Origin of the sequence: Streptomyces sp. cg40 (assembly GCF_050320165.1) — a bacterium.
Taxonomy (GTDB): Bacteria; Actinomycetota; Actinomycetes; order Streptomycetales; family Streptomycetaceae; genus Streptomyces; species Streptomyces hokutonensis.
Genome location: NZ_CP190128.1, coordinates 2,674,607 through 2,698,843, shown reverse-complemented (window position 1 = coordinate 2,698,843; position 24,237 = coordinate 2,674,607). Strand labels below are relative to the sequence as shown.

The window sequence follows — 24,237 nt, the reverse complement described above, 5'->3', positions numbered from 1 at the left end:
AACAGGTCAGCGGGGCGGGGTGCACTCCAGGCGAAAGCCGCCGAAGTCGGCGGTGAACTCCGCGCCGACGAGATCCACGGCATGGATCCCGGCCATCGACCCGGTGAAGCGCAACCGCGAGCCGTGGTCGTCCGAGAGCCGGCCGAAGTCCAACACCGGTCCCACCGGCACGCGTTCACCGTCACGGACGTGCCAGAACCGCGCGTCGGCTCCGTCGACCGTCGCCCCCAGCGTCACCGGCGCCCCGAACTCGGCCTCGACGACGGCCACTTCACGCGTGACGTCCTCGTCCCGCTCCACGAGCCTCAACACCGTACGCCCGCCGCTGTCCCGCCACTGCTGCCCCCGCTGCCCCTCACCCTCGGGCTCCGCCCAGGTCAGGTCCAGGCTCAGATACGCGTCGGCGCCGTACCAGAGCACCAGCCCCGCCGCCTGCGTGAACGTCGACGGCCTGGCCTCCACGGTGACTTCGGCCTCCGCCCGATGCTCCGTGATCCGCCGGGCGAGCAGACTGTGCGCCCACCGCGACTCCGGCCCGTGCCGCCCGCGCAGCCGGATCCAGCCGGGGCGGGTGGTGGCGTCGGCCCAGGTCGGGTCGGGGTATCCGCGTGGACCGTTCCAAGGCCACCCCAACGGCCCTTCGGGGTAAGCGACTTGATCGGGTGGTGCGGCGGGACGCGTCGGCATGGTCACCTCCACCGCCGGGTGCCGGCCCCCGTCCCGCAGCCTCGGCCAGCCCTCCGCGTCCCAGGTCACCGCCTGGACCGCCGTCTCCCGGCCCAGGGTGCACCGAGGTCCGGCGGGCGTCTGGACCGGCCGTGCCGCCAAGTGGCTTAACACCCAGTCACCGCCCGGCAGTTCGACCAGCTCGCCGTGGCCCGCCTTCTGCAAGGGCACCGAAGGATCGTCCCGGGACGTCAGCAGGGGACGGTCGTCGACCTCGTACGGTCCGGTGACCGTACGGCCGCGCGCCACCAGCACTCCGTGCTCGAACCCGGTGCCGCCCTCTGCGAGCAGCAGGTAGTACCAGTCGCCACGCCGCACCAACTTCGGTCCCTCTACGAGCCGTTCGTGCTGGAGCAGGAGATGGGTCGAGCCGGCCGGGGCGAGTGTGGAGCGGTCCAACTCGGTCGCGACGATCCCCGCGAAGCGCCGGCCGCCGGGGCGGTGGTCGTTCTGGAGGTTGAGCAGCCACAGCCTGCCCTCGTCGTGGAACAGCGCCGGGTCGAAACCGTGGCTCACGACCCGTTGTGGAACGGTCCACTTTCCGCCGATGTCCGAGGCCGTGGTGACGTAGGTGTCGGCGTCGAAGTACGGCGTGCCGACCGAGCGGACGATCGAGTACGTCATCCAGAAGCGCTCGCCGTCCCAGCTCAGCGAGGGCGCCCAGATGCCGCCCGAGTCGGGGACACCGGCCAGGGAGTCGCCGGGGACCGCTCCCCGGACATGGCCCGCGTACTCCCAGCGCGCGAGATCCCGCGAGCGGTGGATCGGGATCGTAGGGAACCACTCGAAGGAGCTGGTCGCCACGTAGTACCAGTCGCCGACCCTGACCATCGAGGGGTCGGGGGCGAAGCCGCGGACAACGGGGTTGTGCAGCACGGTCACTTGAGGGCTCCCAGGGTGACGCCCGTGCGCCAGTACCGGCGCATCGCCACCATCATCACGGCCATCGGCACGATGGACAGGAGTGCGCCGGTCAGGACCAGGCTGGTGAGGTCGACGCCCGACTCCAGGCGTTTGCCGGACCAGTTGTAGAGGCCGATGTTGAGCGTCCAGTTGTTCTCGCCGCGCAGGACGGTGAGCGGGAGGAAGAAGGCGTTCCAGGTGTTCACGAACGCGAGCAGGAACACTGTCGCGCCACCCGTGGTCATCATCCGCAGCACGATGCTGAAGAAGATGCGGAGTTCGCCCGCGCCGTCCAGGCGGGCGGCCTCCAGGAGTTCGAAGGGGATCGTGGCCTCGGTGTAGACCTTGGCGAGGTAGACGCTGAACGGGTTGATCAGACAGGGGATGAGCATCGCCCAGGGGGTGTCGACCAGGCCGATCTTCGAGAACATCAGGTAGAGCGGCAGCGTAAGCAGCGCGATCGGGATCAGGAACGAACCCACCACGCACGCGAACACCGCGCTGCGGCCCGGGAATTCGAAGCGCGCGAGGCCGTAGCCGGTGGCGAGCGCGATGAGCGTGCCGCCCAGGGAGCCGACGCCCGCGTAGAGGAACGAGTTGGCGGTCCAGCGCAGGAAGATGCCGTTCTCGTAGGTGAAGACCTGGCGCAGGTTGGTCCACAGGTGCATGCCGGAGAACCACAGGCCGTTGCTCTGGTAGAGGCCGGTGCGGTTCTTGGTGGCGGCGACGATCAGCCACCACACCGGGAACAGGCTGTAGGCGCTCGCAAGGACCAGCCCGACGAGCAGGAAACGCTGGCCGCCGCGTGAACGGGCCGCCGGATCGGGCTTGTTGAGGCGCCGGATCTGCTGTGCCTTCCGGCGCTCTTCGGTCAGAGTCATCAGTCGGCCTCCTTCGCGGTGAGGCGGTAGAAGAGGAAGGAGGCGAGGCCGAGGATGAGGGCGAGGAGGACTGAAAGGGCTGCCGCGTAGTGGTAGTTGCCCGCGTTGAACGCCTGGTTGTAGATGATCATGATGGGGGTGAAGCTGTCGTTGACGGTCTGCGGGGTGACGTTGCGGAACAGCGCCGGCTCGTTGAAGATCTGCAGCATCTGGATGATCGAGAGCATCCCGGTCAGCACCAACGCCCCGCGTACGTAAGGGATTTTGATGCTGAGGGCGACCCGGAACTCGGAGGCGCCGTCGAGCCGGGCGGCCTCGAAGAGGTCGCGGGGCACGCCCTGGAGCGCCGAGTAGATGATGACCATGTTGTAGCCGATGCCGTGCCAGGTCAGCAGGTTGCCGATGGACGGCCACACCATCGAGGGCGCGAAGAAGTTCCAGGACAGGCCGAACACCTTGCCCAGCGGGGTCAACGGGCCCACGTCCGGGCTGTACAGGTTGATCCACACGATCGCCGCGACCACTCCGGGGATCATGTACGGCACCAGGAGCAGGATGCGGAAGCGGCCCGCGACCTTCGAGGACAGCGCGTCCAGGAACAGCGCGAGGAGCAGGCTGACGAGCAGCATCACCGGGATCTGCACGCACGCGAACAGCACCACGCGCAGTACCGAGTTCATGAACGCCGAGTCGGTCAGGCCCTGTTGGTAGTTGTGGAGACCCGAGAACCTCTCCGTGGAGCCGCCGAGGCCGAGCCCCGACTGGTGCTCCACGAACAGCGACTCGTAGACGGCGTACCCGATCGGTATCAGGTAGAGGAACACGAAACCGAGCTGGAAGGGCACCGTGAACGCGGCACCCTTCCAGCGCTGGGAGCGAATCATCTGTGCTGCCTCAGCCCTTGACGCTGATACCGCGGGACTTCAGGTCCTTGACCGTCCACTCCTGCATGTGCGCCAGCAGATCGGTGACCTTCTCCTCCTTGTTCATCACCTTCGCCCAGCCCGTCTGGAGTTCGGTGAACATGGCGGTCCAGTCCGGGCCGAACACCCAGTCCGAGGTGACCGTGCCCAGGCTGTCGGTGACGACCTTCTTCGCGGGCTCGTAGTTCGTGCCGAGCAGCTTGTCGGAGATCGCCTCGGCGACATACGCGTTGCTGTCCGCGAGGGCCGGCATCACACCGTTGCCGGTGGTCGGGCTCGCCATCGTCTTCACCGCACCGGTGTTCGTCGACATCCACAACGCGGCCTCGGCGGCCTGCTGTTGGTGCGCGCACTGCTTGGTCACCAGGGTGACGCCACCGCTCTGGTTGGTCCCGGCCGGCGTCTTGGCGGCTTCGCCGGCGAAGGCCGGCCAGGGCGACAGCGCCCACTTCCCGTCGGACTTGGTGAAGTTCTGCACCATGCCCGCCATCTGCCAGGTGGAGATCTGCCGGGTCGCGGTGCCGCCGTTGTCGTAGTTGCGCTGTACGGCCGCGTAGTCGGCGAAAGAGAGCTTGGAGTTGAGGTCGTTGTCGATGATCTGCTGGATTACCTTGGCGGCCTTGAGGCTGCCCGCGTCCTGGAAGTCGACCTTCCAGGAGTTGCCGTCGATGGCGTACCAGTGGGCGCCCGCCTGCATCGCGAGGACTTCCAGGGTGCTCGGGTCCTCACCGGCGTAGTTGGTGATCTTGATGCCGTGCTTCTTCAGCACCTTGCCCGCGGCGATGAACTCGTCCCAGGTCGTGGGCGCCTTCAGGCTGTACTTCTGGAAGATGTCGGTGCGGTAGATCGTGAAGGCGGGGGCCGAACTGGTCGGCACGCCATAGGACTTGCCCTGCACCTGCGCGCTGGCCCATGAACCCGCGTTGAACTTGTCCTTGTCGGCGGAGACGTACTTGGTGATGTCGGCGAGCGCGCCCTGCGAGACCCAGGTCGTCACGTACTCCGCCGTGTTCTGCACCAGGCAGGGCGCGTTGCCGGCCTTGACCGCGTTGGTGAGCTGCTTCTGCATCGTCAACTGGTCGGTGACCTTGGTGTACTTGAGCTTGATGTCCTTGTGTGCGGCGTTGAACGCCTTCACTACGGCGTCCTGCCCGTTGGCCCAGCCCCAGAAGGGGAGGGTGACCGGGCCGGAGGACGTCTTGTCTCCCGAGCCGGATCCGCCGCAGGCGGAGAGCAGACCTGTCAGTGCGAGGCCCGCGACGGCTGCCCGAGCGAACCTTCTCCGGGGGCTGGTGAAGTTCATCAGACCGTGTTCCTTCGCAAGAGAAGAGGTAGAAACCGGTTGCTTGGAAGGTAGACATCGGGCGCTGTTCGGAGCAAGAGGTGTGCAGCGACTTGTTTCGACAGCCCAGGACAGACCCCGTCCGGCCTGGGATTTTGAAGAGAAACCGGTTACGTAACGCCCTGGTTCCGTGTGCTTTTCGTGTGCTTTCCGTGTGTCGAACTAGTCCCGCCGTGCGGGCGGTCGCACCGAGTTCCGTACGACGACATGGGTGCCCAGCACCAGATGGTCGCCGTCGCTTCCCCTGCGCCGGCCCGTGCCGCCGCCCTCGCGCCGGTCCGCCACCGCACGCAGCGCGACCCGGCCCATCTCCTCGTACGGGACGTGCACGGTGGTCAGCTGAGGGGTGAGCTGGGAGGCCAGCGGGATGTCGTCGTAGCCGACGATCGACACGTCCTCGGGGACCCGGAGACCGCCCGCGCGCAACGCCTGCATCGCACCCGCGGCGACCACGTCCGTGCCCGCGAGCACCGCCGTGAAGTCCACCCCCGCCTTCAGGCTCTCCGCCACCGCCTCGAACCCGTGCTCGTAGTCGTACGGACCGTGCCGCACCATCCCCGGGTCGAACGGCACGCCGTACGCCTCGAAGGCCCGTTGCGCGCCCCTCAACCGGCCCTGTGCCGTGGTGAGTTCGGCGTGTCCGGGCAGCAGCAGGACCCGGCGGTGGCCGGCCGAGAGGAGGTGGCTGGCCATGGCGTAGGCGCCGCCCTCGTTGTCGTAGTCGACCGTCGTGGCCGGTACGTCGCCCTCCAGCGGCGGGCGGCCGACGAGCACGAGGTGCGAGCCGGCCGCGTCGAGGGAGCGGGCGAAGCGGGCCATGCGCAGCTGGTACTCGTCGACGTCGTAGGCGCCGCCGAGCAACACCACGGCGGCGACGCCCTGTTGGCGCATGAGGTTGACCAGCGCGAGTTCGCGCTCCGGGTCGTCGCCGGTGGTGCCGACCAGGGAGAGCCAGCCGCGCAGCGTGGCCGCGCCCTCGACTCCCTTGGCCACATGGGCGAATGCCGCGCCGGTGATGTTGTTGATGAGGATCGCCACGGTCGGTGTGCCGCCGCCGGCCAGGGAGCGGGCGTGCGCGTTGGTGACGTAGTCGAGGTCGCCGACGACCTTCATCACCCGGCGGCGCAGCTCCTCCGACACCGGATAGTTGCCGGACAGTACGCGCGAGACGCTCGCCACCGAGACCCCGGCGCGCTCCGCCACGTCCCGGATCGTGGCCCGGCCGACGTCGCCCGACGTCCTGCGCTGACTCACCGTGGCGACTCCTTCGCGGTATCGGCTTCCCCACCGGGCGCGCGAGGCCCTGCTCCCGCGCCGGTCCGGAAACCGTATCCCATCGTTGTTCCAGGCAGGAGGCCCTGTGGACGGCCCGGGTCAGGCGACACGGGCCAGGTCCGCGTGGCGCACCTCGTGGGCCGGCGGCAGGCCCGCGGCCAGCCGTTCCAGCTCGTCGACGACGATGGAGCCGAGCCGCGCCAGCTCGTTGCCGAGCGAGCCCGCGATGTGCGGGGTGAGGAAGACGTTCGGCAGCTGGTAGAGCGGGGACGTGGGGGGCAGCGGCTCGGGCTCGGTGACGTCCAGGATCGCGGTCAGCCGGCCGGACAGCAGCTCGTCGGTGAGGGCGGCGTGGTCGATCAGGGCGCCCCGGGAGGTGTTGATCAGCACCCCGCCGTCCCGGATCAGGGCGAGCCGCCCCCGGTCGAGCATGCGCTGTGTCTCGGGGATGTCGGGGGCGTGCAGGCTGACGATGTCGCTGTTGCTCAACAGGTGGTCCAGCGGCAGGAGTTCGGCACCGAGCACGGCCGCCTCCGTGACGCTGACGTAGGGATCGTGCAGCAGGACCTCGAAGTCGTAGGGCCGCAGCAGTTCGAGCAGTCGGCGGCCCACCCGGGAGGCGCCGATGACGCCGATCCGGCGGCCGAGGTTGCCGATCGCGGCGGTCTCGGCGGGCGCCGGGTACGCGTGCGCGTGCCGGAAGCGCTCCCGCTGCGCGAAGGTGTCCTTCCCCGCGAGCAGGATCATCGCGAGGGTGTACTCGGCGACCGGCAGCGCGTTGCCGGTGACCGCGCTGGACACGGTCACCCCGCGTTCCCACAGGGCCTCGCCGACCAGCGAGCGGACCGAGCCCGCCGCGTGCAGCACGGCACGGACCCGGGGTGCCGCCGCGAGGGCGTCGGCGTCGAGGTGCGGGCAGCCCCAGCCGGTGATCAGGACCTCGGCCCCGGCCAGGGCGCCGGCGGCCCCGGGGTCGGCGAAGTCGCGTACGACGAGCCCGGGGTCGATCTCGGCCGTCTGCCGGAGCCGTGCCATCAGGGGTGGGGGGAAGAGCAGGGGCAGGTGCACCGGATCCATGGCGAACACGGCCCTCGGCGGCTGGGCGCTGGGCATGACCCTCCAGTACGGGCTGGGAAACGTTTTCTGAAAGCGTCTTCTACCGTAGATCTGCCGAGGAGCGGGGGTCAATCGGTGGGAGGGGGCACGGAGGACGCAATCTTCGCGTGACCCGGCCGGCGCAGTTCGTCCGCCGGAATAGCGGGCCGCGATGTGATGCTCTGATGAGCATGGTTCACGAGCGCGGTGAGGAGCTGGTGGGCAGATGACGGCAGAGCGGACGAACCCCGTGGTCGGCACGCCCTACGGGGCGGTACGAGGCCGGTACGAGAAGGGGGTCGCGGTCTTCCGGGGCATCCCCTACGCGGCGCCCCCCTTCGGGTCGCGCAGATTCCGCCCGCCCGTCCCGCCCGAGCCCTGGACCGGGGTGCGTGACGCGCTCGCCTTCGGCCCGACCCCGCCGAAACCGCCGTACTCCGAGGCTTTCGCCAAACTGCTCTCCGACCCCGTCGTGCCCGGCGACGACTGCCTCAACCTGAACGTGTGGACCCCGGAACCCGGCCCGGGCGCCCGGCTGCCGGTCATGGTCTGGCTGCACGGCGGCGCGCTCACCCGGGGCTCCTCGGCCGTCCCCGTCTACGACGGCCACGCCTTCGCCCGCGACGGGGTCGTGTTCGTCTCGGTCAACTACCGCCTGGGCGTGGAGGGTTACGGCCTCTTCCCGGACGCCCCCGCCAACCCCGGTCTGCGCGACCAGCTCGCCGCGCTGCGCTGGGTGCACGAGTCGATCGCGGCGTTCGGCGGCGACCCGGACCGGATCACCCTCTTCGGCCAGTCCGCCGGCGCGATCAGCACCGGCGCCCTGCTCGCCGCCCCGCAGGCCCAGGGACTCGTCCGCCGGGCCGTTCTCCAGAGCGGGCCCCCGGAGGCCTTCGACCGCGACAAGGTACGGCGGATGGTGCGCCGGATGGCCACACGCCTGAAGGTCCCCGCCACCGCCGAGGCCTTCGCCGCCGTCGACCGCGAACTGCTGCTGCGCACCCAGGCCGACGTCGGCAGACTCAGCAGCCCGGTGCTGGGCGGTCCCAGTTTCGGGATCGTCATCGACGGCGAACTGGTGCCCCGCGACCCGCTGGAGGCCCTCGTCGACGGCCAAGTCGCCCAGGGCGTCGACCTGTTGATGGGCTGGACCCGCGACGAGTACCGGCTGTGGCTGGTCCCCGGCGGCCTGCACGAGCGCGTCGACCGGCTCGGCGCGGTCGCCCTGGCCGGTGCGATGGCCCGCTGCCACTGCGGAGTCGAGGTCCCGCGCGGCTACCGCGCCCTGCACCCCGCGGCCGGCACCGCCGAGACCGTCGGCCAGCTCGTCACCGACCACCTGCTGCGCTACCCGCTGCACCGCCTGGCCGACGCCCGTCCCGGAAACTCCTACCTCTACGAGTTCGCCTGGCCCTCCAACCTCCCCGACCTCGGCTCCTGCCACGCCCTCGAACTCGGCTTCGTCTTCGACACCGGCAGCGTCCCCGAGGCCGCCAAACTCGCGGGCGAGGGCGCGCCCCAGGAACTCGCCGACGCCATGCACACGGCCTGGGTGCGGTTCGCCGCGGACGGCGACCCGGGCTGGCGCGCCTGGGACGACTCCCATCCGGTCCGGATCTTCGGCGAGGGTGCGCCCTACGTCGCCGACGGCCCGCGCGACCCCGAGTTCGCCCTGTGGGCGGCCGACACGGCGACGAGCGAACCGGCGGTCCCGGTCGTGGGCACGCCCGCGCGTGGTGCCGTCGAACTGCGTTCGGTCGTACGGCGGTTGCGGCGGACAGGGGACGTGCGGCGGTCGTCGTGAGCGGGCGGAAGCGGGCGGGAGCGGCTCGGAAACCGGTTGCCCAACGCCGACTGGCCACGATTGCCGTGCTGACGTAGGTGAATTGGCCGACACACGCCCCTCCTCCCGACCGTCGTGCGCTGCTACCCTCCGCGCAGGGAACCGGTTGCCGGACCTGTTCCCGCAGGCAGGGGAGGGGCGGGGCGGCGCATGACCAGGAAGAGCCAGGACGCGAGCGGGAGCACCATCCGGGACGTGGCGGCCCGCGCCGGGGTGTCCGCCTCCACGGTGTCGCGGGTGCTCGGCGGCGAGTACCCGGTGAGCACGGCGACCCGCACCCGCGTGCTGCGGGCCGTACGTGAACTGGACTACGTCGCCGACGCGCGCGCCAAGGCCGTCGCGGGCGTCGGGACACCGACCCTCGCCTTCGTCCTGGAGGACATCACGGGACCGTCGTTCGCGCTGATGGCACACGGTGTGGAGCGCGAGGCGACCCGGCTCGGGCATCTGTGCCTGGTGTGCAGCACGGAGGGCGACGTCCAGCGCGAACTGGACTTCATCGAGACCATGCGCGCCCAGCGCACCGCCGCCGTGATCCTCGTCGGCGGCACCGCCGACACCCCCGAGTACCGCACCCGTACCCGCCGTATCGCCGACTCGCTCGCGGCGGCCGGCTCGCGGCTCGTGCTGTGCGGACGCCCACCGCTCGGCCCGGGCGCACCGGTCACGGTCATCGAGTACGACAACGAGGGCGGCGCCTACGCCCTGGTCGCACACGTCCTGGCCCAGGGCCACCAGCGGGTCCTGTTCCTCGGCGGCAAACCCGACCACGCGACCGCGCAGGGCCGCGAACGCGGATACCTCGCCGCCCATCGCGCCCGCGGCCTCGAACCCGACCCGGAGCTCCTGCTCCACGGCGACTTCACCCGCGACTCGGGCCACCGGCTGATGCGCCAGGCGCTGAGCCGGAAGCTGGAGTTCACCGCCGTGGTCGCCGCCACCGACATGGTCGCGGCGGGCGCCCTGACCGCGCTGCACGAGGCGGGCCTCGACGTCCCCGGCGACGTCTCACTGGCCGGCTACGACGACATCCCCTTCGCCCGCGATCTGCACCCCGCCCTGACCACCGTCCACGTCCCCTACGAGGAGCTGGGCCGTCTCGCGGTGCGCACCGCGCTGGGCCGGACCCCGGAGTCCCCGGACGAGCACCTGCTGCTGGGCACGCACGTGGTCGTACGGAACTCGATCAGGACGGTGTGAGCGTCCGGCGGATGTCCGTGATCGCCTCGGGCCCCACCCGGCAGCAGCCGCCGATCAGCCGCGCTCCGGTTGCCCGCCAGCGCTCGACCTGCTCGGCGGTGAAGGTGGAACGGCCGTTCCACGCACGGGCGTTGGCGTCCCAGGTCTCACCGCTGTTCGGGTAGACGACGACCGGTTTCCCGGTGACGCGGGCCGCGATCTCGACCGCGCCGTCGACGTCCTCGGGGGCACTGCAGTTCACCCCGACCGCGATGATCTCGTCCGCGTCGGCGGCCAGGGCGAACGCCTCCTCCAGCGGCTGTCCGGCGCGGGTCCGGTCCCCGGCGATCGAGTACGACAGCCAGGCCGGCGTCCGCAGCCCGCGCACCGCCCGCAGCAGCGCCTCGGCCTCGTCGGTGTCCGGGATAGTCTCGAAGGCCAGCACGTCGGGACCGGCGAGGTCCAGCACCTCCAGGCGCGGCCGGTGGAAGGCCTCCAGCTCGGCCACGCTCAGCCCGTACCGGCCCCGGTACTCGGAGCCGTCCGCGAGCATCGCGCCGTACGGTCCGACCGAGGCCGCCACGTAGAGGGGCCGCTCGATGCCCCGCCGCCCGGCCTCCACCGCCGCGTCGACGCCCAACTCCACGCTCTCGGCCATGAGTTCGGCCGCCCGGTCGTGCTTGATCCCGCGTTTCGCGAAGCCCTCGAAGGTGGCCTGGTAGCTGGCGGTGATCGCCACGTCGGCGCCCGCCTCGTAGTACGCGAGATGCGCCTCGGCGATCGCCTCGGGCCGGTCCGCGAGCAGCCGCGCCGACCACAGCTCGTCGCTCAGATCGTGCCCGGCCGCCCCGAGCTGGTTGGACAGCCCGCCGTCGAGTACGAGCGTTCCGGCGGCGAGGGCGTCGGCGAGGAGGGGAGCGGTGTCGCTGGTCATGCCTCGACGCTAGTCGATACGGCCGCACGAGCGCCTGTCGGCCCTTACGCCGCGTGCCTCCCGCTCCCGCCCCCGCGCCTGCCCGCGCCGCGCGTGCGCTTGGTCGCCGGGACCAGTAGCGCGCCCAGGAGGCCGAGGCCGAGGGCGTAGGGCCACCAGCCGAAGCCGGCGCCTCGGGCGGTGTTCTCGGTGCGGGCCTCGGCGACCGTCGTCCCGGACGACGACTTGGGGTGGGCGGTGGGGGAGGCGGAGCTGCTCGCGGTGACCGTGGTCAGGACGACGTCGTTGCCGTCGCCGCCCCGGTAGCTGATCCGGTACGTCGTGTCGGCGAGCCTGAGCTTGCTGCCCTCGCGAAGTCCCTTGAAGGAGCCGGTCGTTGGAGCGTCGCCCGCGTGATCGAGGATCGTCACGGTCCGCGCCGGGTGCGTACCGGCGGCCGAGAGATCGAGGTCGCCGGCCAGGGCGACCCTGCCCGCGACCTTCAACGGTTTGTCGCGCAGAATCAGTTCGCCCTTCGTGCTCTGCGTGTAGTTCCCGGTCACGGTCAACCCGGTCGTCACCACGCTGTCGTTCGTCACCGAACCCTTCACCGTGCCCACACCGGTTAGGTCAGTGGCCACACGCAGGCCGGCCGTCCCCACGTCCAGCCGCGCGCTCGCCGAGGTGAGCCGGATCGACTTGCTGTGCACCAGAGTCACCCCTGACCTGAGCGCCAGCGTGCCCTTCGAGACCGTCGTCGTCCCCGTGTACGTGACCGCCGCGCCCGTCAGTGTCGTCGTCGCGGCGCCGGACTGGACGAAGGACCCCTTGCCGGAGAGGTACGACAGTTTCACGGGGAGCGACACGTTCCGCGCGACAAGGGTCCCGTCGTCGACGATCCGCCGCCCCACCGTGCCGGTCAGCACCCCGCCGTCGCCGCCCCGCTGCCCGGACCCCAGCCGCAGCACCGCCCCCTTCTCCACGGTCGTCGACCCGTCGTAGTACTGCGGCGCCGCGAAGGTCACGTCGTTCCCGCGCGTCCCCGCGATCACGATGTCCCCGGCACCGGGCGCGGCCAGGGTGTCGTGGTACCTGCCGCCGCCGATCGGCGCACCGAGGGTGACCGGACCGTCGTAGTCGAAGGTCAGCCTGGAGCGGACCCCGCTCGCCGCGTGGAGGTTGATGTAGACGGTGTCCTTGGTGCCCGGCATGAAGATCTGGTGGGTGGTGCCGTCGCCCCACTGGACGTTCGCGCCCTCGACGTTGGTGCCGCGCTTGTTCAACTGGTGGGCGATCGCACGCCAGTTGAGGCCGGGGTCGCTGAGTGACGGGTTGGTGTCGCCGCCCTGGTCGCTGTAGCTGTACTGGCCCGTGAGGACGACCTTGCTGCCCGGCCGGGAGTGCACGTTGACGTCGCTGCCGTACGCGCGCTGGTAGAAGTTCTGGCGCAGGGTGATCGTCTGGTACAGCGGGGTGTCGATGATCCAGGAGCCCTGGTTGAGGATCGCGCGGGCGTTGGGCAGCGCCACCGGGTACTCGGGGCGGCCGACCGCCATGCCGGTGCCGTTGTCGATCACCCCTGAAAAGGGGTGGGTTCCGGCGAGGTCGAGCGTCCCCCACATGTTGCGAGGCTGGGTGACCAGGCCCGAGCCGCTGATGGTGCCGATGTTGAAGGTGCGGGTCAGCGAGAGGCGGAGGGTGCCGTCGACCCGGACGTTGAGCTGGTTGAGCTGGTAACCCGGTGTGCTGTACGGGAAGTGGCCGATCAGGCCGGTGCCACCGCCCGTGCCGTACTGGAGCGTCGTGCCGCGCTCGACGGTGATCGCCGGCGGGTCCGGGTTGCTGACCGTCGTGTACGGGTGGTTGCCGCCCTGGGTGGTCACCTTCTGCCGCTGCCGGGCCGCCGGGAGCGTGAAGTCGCTGTCCTTGGTGAGGACCAGCGTCCCGCCACCGCGCACGGTCAGCGTCCCCTGGCCGCGGAACACCCCGTCGTACGTCGTCGTCCCGGCCGGCACGGTGACCACCGTGTCGCCGGTGAGCGTGACATCGCGGTCGGCGAGGACGTCGGCGGTGGCGTCACGGGTGCCGATGGCCGAGGCCGGGGGAGCGCCGACCAGGAGAGCGACGGTCGCGAGGGCGCCTACGGCGGCTGCTGTCTTGTGGGTATGGCTGCGCACGGGAGTGGAGACGGTTCGGGGCGCCCCGGGATAACAGAAATTTCGGCCGGAGATGAAAGGGCGGGGGAAAGCGCTCTCTCAATGTCTCGTCGGACCCGTTGACCTCGTGGTGGCACACCCTTACCTTTTCGGCGTTCGAAGTCGTTCGTAAATGACAGATTGTGTTCGCAACCTCGAACGTTTCCGAGAGGCAGTTGTATGAGCCGCAACGACGAACTGCCCCATGCCCCCAGCCGGAGGCTGATGCTGAAGGGAGCCGCTCTGGCCGCGGGCGCCCTGGCCGTCACCCCGGCCCCGGCTGTCGCGTCCCCGAAAGCAGCCCCGTTCGTGAACCCGCTCGTCCGCCAGCGTGCCGACCCGTACATCCACCGGCACACCGACGGCCACTACTACTTCACCGCCACCGTCCCCGAGTACGACCGCATCGTCCTACGCCGCTCCCGCTCTCTCAACGGCCTTGCCGCCGCTGCCGAGTCGGTGATCTGGACCAAGCACGCGACCGGCGCGATGGGCGCCCACATCTGGGCGCCGGAGATCCATCGCATCGGCGGCAAGTGGTACGTCTACTTCGCCTCGGCGCCCGCCGAGAGCGTCTGGGACATCCGCATCTGGGTCCTGGAGAACGCCAACCCCGACCCCTTCCAGGGCACTTGGGAGGAGAAGGGCCAGGTCAGGACCGCCTGGGAGACCTTCTCCCTGGACGCCACCACCTTCACCCACCGGGGCACCCGTTATCTCGCCTGGGCCCAGCACGAGCCCGGCATGGACAACAACACCGCCCTGTGGCTGTCGCGGATGGCGAACCCGTGGACCCTGACGGGCCCTCAAATACGCCTGTCCACACCGGAGTACGACTGGGAGACCATCGGCTACAAGGTCAACGAGGGCCCGGCCGTCATCGCCCGCAACGGCCGCCTCTTCCTCTCCTACTCGGCCAGCGCCACCGACTGGCACTACTGCATGGGCCTGCTGACCGTCGACGCGAACGCCGACCTCATGGACCCGGCGAACTGGTCCAAGTCGCCGACCCCCGTCTTCACCAGCAACGACACCACCGGGCAGTACGGCCCCGGCCACAACTGCTTCACGGTCGCCGAGGACGGCCGCGGCGACGTCCTCGTCTACCACGCGCGCCAGTACAAGGAGATCACCGGCGACCCCCTGAACGACCCCAACCGCCACACCCGGGTCCAGCTCCTCGGCTGGCACCCCGACGGCACCCCCGACTTCGGCGTCCCCGTGGCCGACACCGTGAAGGAGAGTGTGTGAGATGAGACGTGCGTACGCCATCCTGCTCGCCCTGGTCTGCGCCCTCGCCGCCGGTCTGGTGACGGCGGGCCCGGCCCAGGCCGCGGCCCAGACCATCACCAACGGCGTTCAGTTCACGGACACTTCGGGCAACGCCCTGCACGCGCACGGCGGCGGGGTGATCAAGGTCGGCAGCTACTACTACTGGTTCGGCGAGGACCGCAACGCCGACAACACCTTCAGGTACGTGGACGCCTACCGCTCCACCGACCTGAAGAACTGGGAGTTCCGTAACCACGTCCTGACCCAGTCCAGCGCCTCCGAGCTGGCCACCGCCTACATCGAGCGTCCGAAGGTCATCTACAACGCGTCCACCGGCCAGTTCGTGATGTGGATGCACAAGGAGAACGGCGTCGACTACAGCGAGGCCAAGGCCGCGGTCGCCGTCTCCTCGACCGTGGACGGCAGTTACACCTACCAGGGCAGCTTCCAGCCGCTCGGCGACAACATGTCCCGGGACATCACGACGTTCGTCGACACCGACGGCACCGCCTACATGGTCTCCGCCGCCAACGAGAACTACGACCTGCACATCTACAAGCTCACCGCCGACTACACCGCCATCGACAGCCTGGTCGCCAACCCGTGGGTCGGCGGACACCGCGAGGCACCGGCCCTCTTCAAGCGCAACGGCGTCTACTTCATGCTGACTTCGGGCGCCACCGGCTGGAGCGCCAACCAGCAGCAGTACGCCACCGCCACCAGCATCACGGGTCCCTGGACGGCCTTCACGAACGTCGGCGACTCCACGGCGTACAACTCGCAGACGGCCTACGTCCTCCCGGTCACGGGGACTTCGGGCACGTCCTATCTCTACATGGGAGACCGCTGGGGCAACTCCTTCGGCGGCACCGTCAACGACTCCCGTTACGTCTGGCTGCCGTTGACCTTCCCGACCACCACCACGATGTCCATGGCGTCCTGGTACCCGGAGGTGTCGATCGACACGGCCGCCGGCACGATCACCGGGACGAGCGCGACGTACAACACCCTCATCGCCCGCAACAGCAGCAAGTGCGCGGACGTCCCCAACCAGTCCCTGTGGCAGGGCGTGGCGATCAGCCAGTACACCTGCAACAGCGGCACCAACCAGAAGTGGTGGTTCAAGGACCTCGGCACCGGCTACTACGAACTCATGGGCCGGGGCAGCTCGTTGTGCCTCCAGGAGAACGCGGCCAACGTCACCCAGGAGAACTGCACCGGCGCCACCACCCAGCAGTGGAGCCTGACCACGTCCGGCAGTTACGTCCTCGTCAAGGCCGCGGCGAGCGGCGAGTGCCTGGACGTGTCCGGCGCGTCCACCGCCAACTCCGCCGCGATCATCACGTACGCGTGCAGCGGGGCGACCAACCAGCAGTGGACGCGCGGCAGTTGACAGCTCCGTTACCGGACCGGATTCCAACCGTCCGTGCCCGCCAGGTACTTCTGGGCCGTGTAGTTCGCGGCCTGGGAGTCGGTGAGCTGCGGGCGGTTGGAGTTCACCGTGGCGCCCGCGCCCGTGTTCTTGTACTCGAAGAAGCGGGCGTTCTTCCAGGAGTACCCGCTCATGTCCGTCCAGGGCCCGGCGACCTTCACGGCGGCGGGCAACGAGGTTTGGCGGACGACCAGTTGGCCTACCGCGTCCGCGGTCGGGTGCCAAGGGCGGCCCAGGTAGTACGTGTTGGCCGCCGCAGAACTCGTCACCGAACTGCCGGTGACGAGGATGCCGTACGTCTTCGCGGAGCTGGTGTTGGGCGCCGACAGGAAGCCGTTGAGACCACCCGCCGCCGCGCCCGAGTTGCGCAGCTGGATGTTGACCCGGTCGTAGACGGCGGTGGCGTTGCCGAAGATGAAGTCCACGTCGCCCGATATGAACGACGAGTAGAAGTACTGCCGGTACTGACCGGTCGGCGACGGCGACCAGTTGAGGACCGTGTCCTGGCGGCTGATGAACCGGTCGTTGGTGAAGGTCTGCCGGTCGCCCTGCGCGGTGACCGCGACGGCCTGGGTGTCCGTGATGTCGGGGTGGGCCGCCTTGTCGAAGGTGTTCTGGACGGTGATCCCGGTGACGGTGAGACCGCTCGCCGAGAACGTCGCCACCGAACTCCCCAGCGTGCCGTACTTGTTGCCGCCGGCGTCGGTGTAACCGGCGGCCCGGTCGTAGGTGATGACGACGTCCTCGGCGTTGCCGGTGGCGCCCTGGATGGTCAACCCCGTCTTCCCGGAGGGGACGTTGACGATCTCGGCGTACGTGCCCTTCGCCACGGAGATCGTGTCGCCGGCCGCCGCCGCGTTCACGGCGGCCTGCACGGTCGTGAAGCGGCCCGAACCGTCCTTGGCGACGGTGATGACGGTGGCGGCCCGCGCCTGGGTCACCAGCGACACCGCGACCAGCCCGAGGGCGGCCGCGGTACCGGTCGCCATGGCGGCGGCCCGACGCCGGGCGGGGGAGCGGCGGTGCGTGTTCGGCTCAGTCATGCCTACAAGTCGCCGTCCCCCGCACGGAAGTTGCCGCCCCTAGGGCGTTTCCTTCGGATCATCTGATCGTTGGTCTGGGTGTGTCGTTGACTGACGCCCAGTGGGCCCGGATCGAGCCGCTGTTACCCGATCGGGCACCGAGGCGGGGTGGGCGGTGGCGGGATCATCGGCAGGTGATCGACGCGATCGCCTTCAAGTACCGCACCGGCTGCCCGTGGATGGACCTGCCCGAGGAGTTCGGCTCCTGGAAGGGCGTCCACAACCGGCTACGGAAGTGGGCGGCCGACGGCACCTGGGAGAAGGTCTTCGCCGCGCTGCTGGCCCAGGCCGACTCCGAAGGCGACCTCGACTGGGTCGTCGCCGTCGATTCCACCATCGTCCGCGCCCACCAGCACGCCGCCGGGGCCCGTCAAAAGGGGCCCCGGCCGGCGAGCCGCACGACCATGCCCTCGGTCGCTCCCGCGGCGGACTGACCACCAAGATCCATCTGGTTGCCGACGGACGTTGCCGCCCCCTGGCCTTCTGCCTCACACCGGGACAGGCGGGTGATGCACCCGCATTCACTGAGGTCATGGCCCGCTTGAGGGTGGCCCGGCCGGTCGGACGGCCCCGGACCACCCCGGAGACAGTCCTGGCGGACAAGGCGTATTCCTCCCGGGCCATCCGCACCCACCTGCGCCGCCGCGGCATCCGGGCCGTCATCCCGCAGCCTGCCGACCAGATCGCCAAGCGCAGGCGGCGGGGCCGGTCCGGCGGCAGGCCACCCGCCTTCGACAAGACCGCCTACCGGCAGCGCAACACTGTCGAGCGGTGCATCAACAAGCTCAAGCAGTGGCGCGGCCTTGCCACTCGATACGACAAGACCGCCACCGTCTACCTTGCCGCACTGCACATCGCGGGCATCTTCATCTGGTCCGCACGCTGATCCACAAGAAACGCCCTAGGCGAGAAGGTCGATCGCGTCGACGGACGTGCCCGCGCTCAGATAGGCCGTCGATCCCGACCCGCTCGCCACATAGATCTTCAGCGTGTTGTACGCGCTCGTGTCCGTCAGCCAGGCGGACGCCGGAACGCTGTACGTGAACGTGTAGTTGTTGCCCCGGTACGACCCCACGGTCAGTGACCGCGTGCTCGGCTGCGTGGGCGGCGACGGGACGGCCGAGGTCCAGGTGTCGTTGACGACGACCTGCGGCCGGCCGTTCGCGTAGGCCGTCGTCACGCCGATGCGCAGCGTGTGCGCGGCGGCGATCTGGGCGGCCGTCAGCTTGAAGTACACGATGATGCCGCTGTTGACGTCCTTCCACAGGTAGCAGGGGAACGCCGAGGTCTCCGTCCCGCTGCCGACGACGACATTGCCGGTCCAGGAGGCCGCCCGCACGTCCGACGGATGCGCGTACGTCATCAGGTCCGCGTTCTTGAACCCGCCGGGCGTGCCGTCCCAGTTGCCGATCCGCCAGATCGCGCTCGCGTTGGACGGGTCGTTCGAGGCCGGGATCGCGATGCTGTTCAGCGTCGTCGTGCCGCCCGCCGTGACCGCCACCGACCCGGTGTAGACGGCGAGTTCACCCTTGAAGACGGTCAGCGTGTACGTTCCCGGCAGCACTGCCGTGATGGAGAAGTAGCCGTCCGACGCCCGCGCCGAACCCCAGTACTGCGCCGCCGAGTTGGCGAGCCCGACGGTGTACGCGTACGCCGTGTCCCGCCCGGTGATGCCGACGCCCGCCACCCGGCCCCGGCTGCCGGAAGCCACGTACCCGGAGATGCCGAGCGAATCGGCCCACGAGGTCGTGAGGTTGGCGTGGTACAGCGCCGAGGAAGGCGCGCCGCCGTCCGTGAACGCGATGACGTACGGCCCCTGGAGACCGAAGCGCTGCGCCTCCGTCTGGTTCTCGCCGTAGTACAGGATCTCGTACAACCCGCCGCCGTCCGCGCTCTGGTGGCGCAGCAGGGAACGGTAGAACGGGCCGCCGGACGCCTTCTCGTGGTTGCTGCGCACGACCCACAGGCCGACGCTGCCGGTGGTCCAGCCGATGTAGTCGTAGTCGGCGACCCGCTTCTTCGAGTAGTGCTTGGAGCGGGTCTGGCCGTCGGACTTCTCGAAGATGTCGGCGGACTCGATGGTGGTGGGCGCGTAGGTGTAGGAATCCGGCTCGTCGTTGAGGAACAGACCGGCCTTCACGCGCACGATGTAGCGGGTCGCGCTGACGGAGTCGTCGGCCTTGTTGGTCCACAGGTAGATGTTGTTCTCGCCGCTGCGGGCCGCGTAGTAGTGCTTCAGCGTGCCATACGCGACGGAGATCAGGATCGTCGTGCCGGACTGGGCGATGGTCACGGTGGAGGTGCCGAGGCCGGACTCGACGTGCGAGTTCTTGCCTCCGTAGCCCTGGTACTCGGTGCCCTTGTAGACGAGTGAGGTCAGGTCGCCGTTCGTCTTGCTGACCTTGAAGACGAGGCTGGCGCCGGTGTCGACGACGTAGTTCGAGCCGTCGTCGGTGTAGCCGAAACTCGCGGCCGAGGCTGTCTCGGCGAGCGGCCCGACGAGCGCCGCCGTACTGGCCGCGGCCGCCGTGCCGAGGACGAAGGTGCGGCGACGGACCGGTCTGTTCACGGAACCGGACATGGGGGTGCCTCCTTCGGGAGGTGGGGTGCGGGTGCTTTGGAGGGTGACAGTTGAATCGATTTCGCGAAAGGGCTTTCACAGCTCAGGAGTTGGCGATGATGCGAAATTCGGCACAGGTCTAGAAAGCGCTTGTCCGGAGCGGTACGGTCCACCGCCAGGCCCTGTCGTCGCACGGAGGAGCCACGGATGAGACGTTTCAACATCGCGCTGCTGGCCGCGGTGACCCTGAGCACCGCCCTGTCGGCCGCACCCGCACAGGCCCACGACCGCACGCCCCCGCTCGGCATCGCCAACTGCACTGCCACGGCCTGCCACTTCGACGTCCCGCCCGGCACCTACGACGTCACGGTCCGCCTCGGCGGCGAGAGCGCGGCGAGCACGGCCGTCACCGGCGAGACCAGACGCTCCCTGCTCCCCGAGACGGCCACCGCCGCCGGGCGGACCGTGACCCGCAGCTTCACCGTGAACGTCCGCACCCCCGAGGGCGAACCCACCGGCCCCGACGGCACCCCCGGCCTCGACCTCACCCTCGGCGGCACCGCGCCCGCCCTCGCCGGCATCCGCGTGACCCCCGCCCGCCACCCCCGCCAGATCTTCCTGATCGGCGATTCCACGGTCTGCGACCAACCGGGCGACCCGTATTCGGGCTGGGGCCAACAGCTCCCGCAGTTCCTGCGCAAGGGCGTCTCCGTCGCCAACTACGCCGATTCCGGGGAGAGTACGGTCACCTATCTGGCGAATCCCTTGCTCTGGGGGACGGTTCAGCCGCTGATCAACCCCGGTGACCTCGTCCTGGTCCAGCTCGCGCACAACGACAAGACGACCGACGAGGCGACGTACCGCGCGAACTTGGAAACCCTCGTAGCGGGTATCCGGGAGAGGGGCGGTCGTCCGGTTCTGGTGACACCGATCGTCCGACGCTGGTTCAATGCCGACGGCACACTGAACAACGGGACAGCACTGCTGGTGAACGGACTCGGCGTCGACCTGCCGGGCGTCATCCGCTCGGTCGCCGCCGCCGAGGGGGTAACGCTGATCGATCTCACGGCGCAGACCAAGGCGCTGGTGGAGTCGCTGGGAGTGGAAGGCTCCAAGGCGATCTATCTCTACAACGAGAAGAAGGACAACACGCACACCTCCGTGCACGGTGCCACGGTGTACGCGGGCCTGGTCCGCGACGCACTCGTCGCCGGGCATCTGCTGCCGGGGGACCGGGTACGGGTGGGGTGAGACCCGCGGGTGGGTCGAGACCCGAAAGACCCCTGGGGCGTTCCGACCGGAACCGGGGCGCCCCAGGCTCCACCCGCCGTACCTGTCGCCCCCCGTCGCCCGTGAGAGTGAGCCGATGCAACTGCCCGCCGACGACCGTGAGTCGAGCCCCCGCACCGGCTACACCCGGGCCCACTGGGAGACGGCCGCCGAAGCCCTCCTCGCCGCAGTGGAGCCCTACGCCACGGAGGACCGCGCGCTCTACCACCTCCCCGGCACGCACACCAGTTGGTCCGGCAGGCTCTCCGACGGCCTGGAGGGCTACGCCCGCACCCTGCTGCTGGCCGCCTTCCGCCGCGACGAGACGGCACTGGAGCGGTACGCCGACGGACTCGCGGCGGGCGTCGCGGGCGTCTGGCCCCGCATCGAGGACCGCGGCCAGCCCCTGGTGGAGGCCGCCTCGATCGCCCTCGCCCTGCGCCTGACCCGCCCCCTCCTCTGGGACCGCCTCGACGAGCCCGTACGGCAGCGCGCCGCGGCCTGGCTCACCGACGCCCTCACCGCCCGACCCTGGCCCTGCAACTGGGAGTTGTTCCCCGTCACGGTCGGCGGCTTCCTCCAGGAGATCGGCCACGAACCCGAGGCCTCCCGCAAGGCCATCGACCACGGCCTGGAACGCATCGAGCAGTGGTACGTCGGCGACGGCTGGTACACCGACGGCGACGGCCGCAAGTTCGACTACTACAACGGCTGGGCCATGCACCTCTACCCGGTCCTGCACGCCTGGCTCGCCGACGACCCCCGGCTCCTCGACCTCTACGGCACCCGTCTGGAACGCCATCTCGCCGACTACGCCCGCCTGTTCGGCGGCGACGGCGCCCCGATGCACCAGGGCCGCTCACTGACGTACCGCTTCGCGACGACGGCTCCGCTGTGGCTTGGCGCGCTGACGGGCCGTACGCCACTGGCGCCGGGGGAGACACGACGGCTGGCCTCCGGGGCGCTCCGCTACTTCCTCGACCGGGGCGCGGTCGACGACCACGGTCTGCTGACCCTCGGGTGGCACGGCCCCGACGAGGCCGTCCTGCAAGGCTATTCGGGCCCCGCGTCCCCGTACTGGGCCAGCAAGGGCTTTCTCGGCCTGCTCCTCCCGCCGGACCACGAGGTGTGGACGGCCGCAGAGGAACCGGGCCCGGCGGAACGCGCGGACGTGACCACGGCGATCGCGCCCGCCAACTGGCTTCTCCAGTCGACCAGTTCGGACGGCCTGGTGCGCCTCCACAACCACGGCAGCGAGGACGTCCGCTACGACCCGTACTACACGCGCCTCGCCTACTCCACGGCCACGACGCCGTCGCCGTCGTACGACAACAGCGTGTTCGTGGGCGGCGATCCGAGCCGTACGGAGATTGTGCCGTTGGGGGTGGGGGAGGGACTGGCGGCCTCCCGGCACACGGCGGCTGCCGGGGCGCGGGTGACCAGCGTGGTGATGGCCGAGGGCGCGGTGGAGGTGCGGGCGCATCTGGTGGCCGGCGCGGCTGCGGGCACGCCGGTGCGGGTCACGGGCTGGTCGGCGGAGGACGGACAGCACGCCGAACTCGTCTCCCTGCACGGCCTGTTGGGCGGTGAGGGTGTCGTGGGCGACGGGCCCACCCTGTTCGTCGCCCTGGTCCGGCTCACCGCGGAGCCGGACCCCCGTCCCCTCGCGGAACTGGTGTCCGTGGAGGTCGACGGGGATCACGGCGTCTTTGTCCAGTGGGCCGGCGGCCGGCGGACGAACTACCGGTTCACGGAGTCAACCGGGCTATCCGCAGGCTCGTCGCGGTCGGTGAAGCCCCGTTGAGCGGGGTCGCGTAGGTCGGGGTGACCGGTGCGTACGCCCAGGTCAGCGTGCCGTTCTTGAGGACCGCGATGTCACCGGTGATCCTGGTGCTCACCACCTTGTCCGCGCTCTGGAACTTGCCGTTCCAGTCGATGAGCCGCAGGTGTGTGCCCGTGAAGGTGCCGGTGCAGGTGCCGGCCGCGCACTTGGCGCCCTTCAGGGACTCCCAGGAGACCAGGAGACGGTCCTTGCCGTACGGCGCGATGTGCACGTTGACGTTCTCGGTGCCGGCCGCGCTCGTGAGGTAAACCGCCTTGCCGGGGCCGGAGTTGCGGTTCGCCATGAAGGCGACGGCGACCTGGTGGGTGCTCGTCCTCGGGGTGACCGTCCAGCCGCGTCCGCTGGAGTCGGCGGAGTTCTTCTTGGCCGAGGCGGCGCCGCGGGAGGCGAAGGCCGTGGCGTACCGTCCGCTCGCCGACTTCACGAGGTCACCCGTGCGGCCGGGGAAGGTACCACCGCAGTACCCTGCCCAGCACTGCTCGCGCTGTACGACCGGCGCCACGTCCGGGGCGCCGATCCCGGTGGAGACGAACAGGCCCGAACGCCAGTCGTCGAAGCAGAGCGAGGTGAAGGCGCCGGTGGTCTCGGCGTGCAGCGCGATGCCCTCGTTGTGGCTGCAACCCCAGCTCCAACCACCGCTCAGCTTCGCGCCCTTGGCGCTGATGTACGCCAACTTGTCGCCGAAGTGGCCGTCCGCGAAGCCGCCCGCGCCGTGCACGACGAAGTACGCGCCGTACTTGGTGCCGTTCCAGACGAGTTGGCCGTCGAGACCCGGGGAGGTGTCGTTCGAGGCGGTGCCCGTGAGCTTGGTACGGAAGGTCTGCTTGCCGTTCGTGTAGCGGATGATCGCGGCGGCCGTCTCCTTCCACTTGTTGGTGTCGGCCACCCGGGTGAGCAGCGCGAACCCGTCGTTGTGCGCGACCAGGCCGCCGACCTCCTTGGCGCCCTTGACGACCGTGTCGGCGCCCGAGCGCACTCCGGCGGCGTTCAGCGGGGTGACATGGACTCCGTCGGCGGCCGGCCAGGCCACGCGCAGGGTGCCGTTCGGGGCCACCGCCGTCGTCGTACGGGTCCACTGGCGGATGTTGTTGTAACCGGCCGTCAGATAGGGGAACTTGGCGGCGAGCGCCACCGTGGTGCTGGTCGGGGTGAGCGTGCCGGTCACGGTCTTGGCGGCGGCGGCCGGGGTCTTCGCGACCGCCTTCGGGGTGGTTGTCGAGGTGGACTTCGCGGAGGAGGCGGCCGTGGTCGCCGTGGGCGAGGCGGACGCGGAGCCGTCGGCGCCGGTGGACGGGGACGTGGTCGCCCCGGCTGCGGTCGAGCTGCCGCTTCCGCCGCTGTCCGTCGCCGCGGTCGCGTACCACGCGCCGCCCAGCAGGGCCGCGACGGCAAGTGAGCCCGCGAGCGGCTTGCGGGCGATGCGGCGGGGGTCGCGGTGACGGTGTGAAGTGGTGCGTCTTGCGTTGGTCATGCCCCCAAGTCGCCGCCCGCGCGAAGGAGGTTG

At 70.0% G+C, this 24,237-nt stretch carries 18 protein-coding genes; 7 read left to right on the top strand and 11 right to left on the bottom strand.

The genetic code is table 11. From position 1 onward, the window contains the following. Positions 1 to 6: 6 nt before the first annotated feature. The 6 genes from ACQHII_RS11905 to ACQHII_RS11880 all read right to left on the bottom strand — a co-directional run bounded on the left by ACQHII_RS11905 (position 7) and on the right by ACQHII_RS11880 (position 7,163). The gene (locus ACQHII_RS11905; RefSeq protein WP_427919277.1) at positions 7 to 1,608 is read right to left on the bottom strand and encodes a family 43 glycosylhydrolase; all 1,602 of its coding nucleotides are present in this window, start codon (positions 1,606 to 1,608) and stop codon (positions 7 to 9) included. Further along, the gene (locus ACQHII_RS11900) at positions 1,605 to 2,510 is read right to left on the bottom strand and encodes a carbohydrate ABC transporter permease (RefSeq protein WP_427919276.1); all 906 of its coding nucleotides are present in this window, start codon (positions 2,508 to 2,510) and stop codon (positions 1,605 to 1,607) included. Before ACQHII_RS11900 ends, ACQHII_RS11905 begins: the two co-directional genes overlap by 4 nt. Beyond that, positions 2,510 to 3,394, bottom strand: coding sequence for a carbohydrate ABC transporter permease (locus ACQHII_RS11895; RefSeq protein ID WP_427919275.1), 885 nt, complete (start codon positions 3,392 to 3,394; stop codon positions 2,510 to 2,512). The genes ACQHII_RS11900 and ACQHII_RS11895 overlap by 1 nt, the downstream gene beginning before the upstream one ends. A 10-nt stretch (positions 3,395 to 3,404) precedes the next feature. After that, complete coding sequence (locus ACQHII_RS11890; protein WP_427919274.1) at positions 3,405 to 4,736, bottom strand: ABC transporter substrate-binding protein; 1,332 nt, start codon at positions 4,734 to 4,736, stop codon at positions 3,405 to 3,407. Positions 4,737 to 4,937: 201 nt separating this feature from the next. Beyond that, positions 4,938 to 6,029 (bottom strand): LacI family DNA-binding transcriptional regulator, encoded by a 1,092-nt coding sequence (locus tag ACQHII_RS11885; protein WP_427919273.1) that lies wholly within the window; start codon positions 6,027 to 6,029, stop codon positions 4,938 to 4,940. Positions 6,030 to 6,149: 120 nt separating this feature from the next. Then, complete coding sequence (locus tag ACQHII_RS11880; protein WP_427919272.1) at positions 6,150 to 7,163, bottom strand: hydroxyacid dehydrogenase; 1,014 nt, start codon at positions 7,161 to 7,163, stop codon at positions 6,150 to 6,152. A 208-nt stretch (positions 7,164 to 7,371) separates the two neighbouring features. Between ACQHII_RS11880 and ACQHII_RS11875 the strand changes: the two genes are divergently transcribed. Together ACQHII_RS11875 and ACQHII_RS11870 are read left to right on the top strand one after the other, a co-directional pair. Continuing rightward, complete coding sequence (locus tag ACQHII_RS11875; protein WP_427919271.1) at positions 7,372 to 8,949, top strand: carboxylesterase/lipase family protein; 1,578 nt, start codon at positions 7,372 to 7,374, stop codon at positions 8,947 to 8,949. 189 nt (positions 8,950 to 9,138) lie between these two features. Beyond that, positions 9,139 to 10,188, top strand: a complete 1,050-nt coding sequence (locus ACQHII_RS11870; RefSeq protein ID WP_427919270.1) for a LacI family DNA-binding transcriptional regulator — start codon at positions 9,139 to 9,141, stop codon at positions 10,186 to 10,188. Here ACQHII_RS11870 and mmuM read toward each other — a convergent pair. Together mmuM and ACQHII_RS11860 are read right to left on the bottom strand one after the other, a co-directional pair. After that, positions 10,175 to 11,101 carry a homocysteine S-methyltransferase gene (gene mmuM / locus ACQHII_RS11865; RefSeq protein WP_427919269.1) on the bottom strand — a complete coding sequence of 309 codons (927 nt, stop codon included), beginning with the start codon at positions 11,099 to 11,101 and terminating at the stop codon, positions 10,175 to 10,177. The two genes, ACQHII_RS11870 and mmuM, sit on opposite strands and share 14 nt — an antisense overlap. 44 nt (positions 11,102 to 11,145) lie before the next feature. Beyond that, on the bottom strand, positions 11,146 to 13,257 hold the full coding sequence (locus ACQHII_RS11860; protein WP_427919268.1) for an autotransporter: 2,112 nt from the start codon (positions 13,255 to 13,257) through the stop codon (positions 11,146 to 11,148). Between the two features lie 198 nt (positions 13,258 to 13,455). Between ACQHII_RS11860 and ACQHII_RS11855 the strand changes: the two genes are divergently transcribed. Next, positions 13,456 to 14,526, top strand: coding sequence for a glycoside hydrolase family 43 protein (locus ACQHII_RS11855; RefSeq protein ID WP_427919267.1), 1,071 nt, complete (start codon positions 13,456 to 13,458; stop codon positions 14,524 to 14,526). Position 14,527: 1 nt separating this feature from the next. Further along, a complete protein-coding gene (locus ACQHII_RS11850) occupies positions 14,528 to 15,940 on the top strand; it encodes an RICIN domain-containing protein (RefSeq protein ID WP_427919266.1) in 1,413 nt (470 codons plus the stop codon). A gap of 8 nt (positions 15,941 to 15,948) precedes the next feature. Here ACQHII_RS11850 and ACQHII_RS11845 read toward each other — a convergent pair whose 3' ends face one another. Further along, entirely contained in the window at positions 15,949 to 17,022 is a 1,074-nt protein-coding gene (locus ACQHII_RS11845) for a pectinesterase family protein (RefSeq protein WP_427919265.1), read from the bottom strand. Positions 17,023 to 17,087: 65 nt separating this feature from the next. Between ACQHII_RS11845 and ACQHII_RS11840 the strand changes: the two genes are divergently transcribed. After that, positions 17,088 to 17,947, top strand: a protein-coding gene (locus ACQHII_RS11840) for an IS5 family transposase (protein WP_427925200.1) whose coding sequence is annotated in 2 segments (ribosomal slippage) — positions 17,088 to 17,433 and positions 17,433 to 17,947 — 861 coding nt in all. Because the reading frame shifts where the segments join, the coding sequence is not laid out codon by codon here. A 15-nt stretch (positions 17,948 to 17,962) separates the two neighbouring features. On the opposite strand, the gene ACQHII_RS11835 is transcribed toward ACQHII_RS11840, so the two are convergent. Beyond that, positions 17,963 to 19,642, bottom strand: a complete 1,680-nt coding sequence (locus tag ACQHII_RS11835) for a rhamnogalacturonan lyase B N-terminal domain-containing protein (RefSeq protein ID WP_427919264.1) — start codon at positions 19,640 to 19,642, stop codon at positions 17,963 to 17,965. A gap of 186 nt (positions 19,643 to 19,828) precedes the next feature. On the opposite strand from ACQHII_RS11835, the gene ACQHII_RS11830 reads away from it, so the two are divergent. After that, positions 19,829 to 20,872 (top strand): rhamnogalacturonan acetylesterase, encoded by a 1,044-nt coding sequence (locus ACQHII_RS11830; RefSeq protein WP_427919263.1) that lies wholly within the window; start codon positions 19,829 to 19,831, stop codon positions 20,870 to 20,872. A gap of 115 nt (positions 20,873 to 20,987) precedes the next feature. Continuing rightward, the gene (locus ACQHII_RS11825) at positions 20,988 to 22,694 is read left to right on the top strand and encodes a DUF2264 domain-containing protein (RefSeq protein ID WP_427919262.1); all 1,707 of its coding nucleotides are present in this window, start codon (positions 20,988 to 20,990) and stop codon (positions 22,692 to 22,694) included. Here the strand turns inward: ACQHII_RS11825 and ACQHII_RS11820 are convergent. Continuing rightward, the gene (locus tag ACQHII_RS11820) at positions 22,639 to 24,204 is read right to left on the bottom strand and encodes a hypothetical protein (RefSeq protein ID WP_427919261.1); all 1,566 of its coding nucleotides are present in this window, start codon (positions 24,202 to 24,204) and stop codon (positions 22,639 to 22,641) included. The genes ACQHII_RS11825 and ACQHII_RS11820 overlap by 56 nt on opposite strands. Positions 24,205 to 24,237 lie beyond the last annotated feature (33 nt).

Coding starts and splice junctions, on each gene's coding strand:
- ACQHII_RS11850 (WP_427919266.1), top strand. CDS start 14,528: ATGAGACGTGCGTACGCCATCCTGCTCGCCCTGGTCTGCGCCCTCGCC.
- ACQHII_RS11855 (WP_427919267.1), top strand. CDS start 13,456: ATGAGCCGCAACGACGAACTGCCCCATGCCCCCAGCCGGAGGCTGATG.
- ACQHII_RS11820 (WP_427919261.1), bottom strand. CDS start 24,204: ATGACCAACGCAAGACGCACCACTTCACACCGTCACCGCGACCCCCGC.
- ACQHII_RS11825 (WP_427919262.1), top strand. CDS start 20,988: ATGCAACTGCCCGCCGACGACCGTGAGTCGAGCCCCCGCACCGGCTAC.
- ACQHII_RS11870 (WP_427919270.1), top strand. CDS start 9,139: ATGACCAGGAAGAGCCAGGACGCGAGCGGGAGCACCATCCGGGACGTG.
- ACQHII_RS11875 (WP_427919271.1), top strand. CDS start 7,372: ATGACGGCAGAGCGGACGAACCCCGTGGTCGGCACGCCCTACGGGGCG.
- ACQHII_RS11880 (WP_427919272.1), bottom strand. CDS start 7,163: ATGCCCAGCGCCCAGCCGCCGAGGGCCGTGTTCGCCATGGATCCGGTG.
- ACQHII_RS11845 (WP_427919265.1), bottom strand. CDS start 17,022: ATGACTGAGCCGAACACGCACCGCCGCTCCCCCGCCCGGCGTCGGGCC.
- ACQHII_RS11900 (WP_427919276.1), bottom strand. CDS start 2,510: ATGACTCTGACCGAAGAGCGCCGGAAGGCACAGCAGATCCGGCGCCTC.
- mmuM (WP_427919269.1), bottom strand. CDS start 11,101: ATGACCAGCGACACCGCTCCCCTCCTCGCCGACGCCCTCGCCGCCGGA.
- ACQHII_RS11830 (WP_427919263.1), top strand. CDS start 19,829: ATGAGACGTTTCAACATCGCGCTGCTGGCCGCGGTGACCCTGAGCACC.
- ACQHII_RS11895 (WP_427919275.1), bottom strand. CDS start 3,394: ATGATTCGCTCCCAGCGCTGGAAGGGTGCCGCGTTCACGGTGCCCTTC.
- ACQHII_RS11890 (WP_427919274.1), bottom strand. CDS start 4,736: ATGAACTTCACCAGCCCCCGGAGAAGGTTCGCTCGGGCAGCCGTCGCG.
- ACQHII_RS11835 (WP_427919264.1), bottom strand. CDS start 19,642: ATGTCCGGTTCCGTGAACAGACCGGTCCGTCGCCGCACCTTCGTCCTC.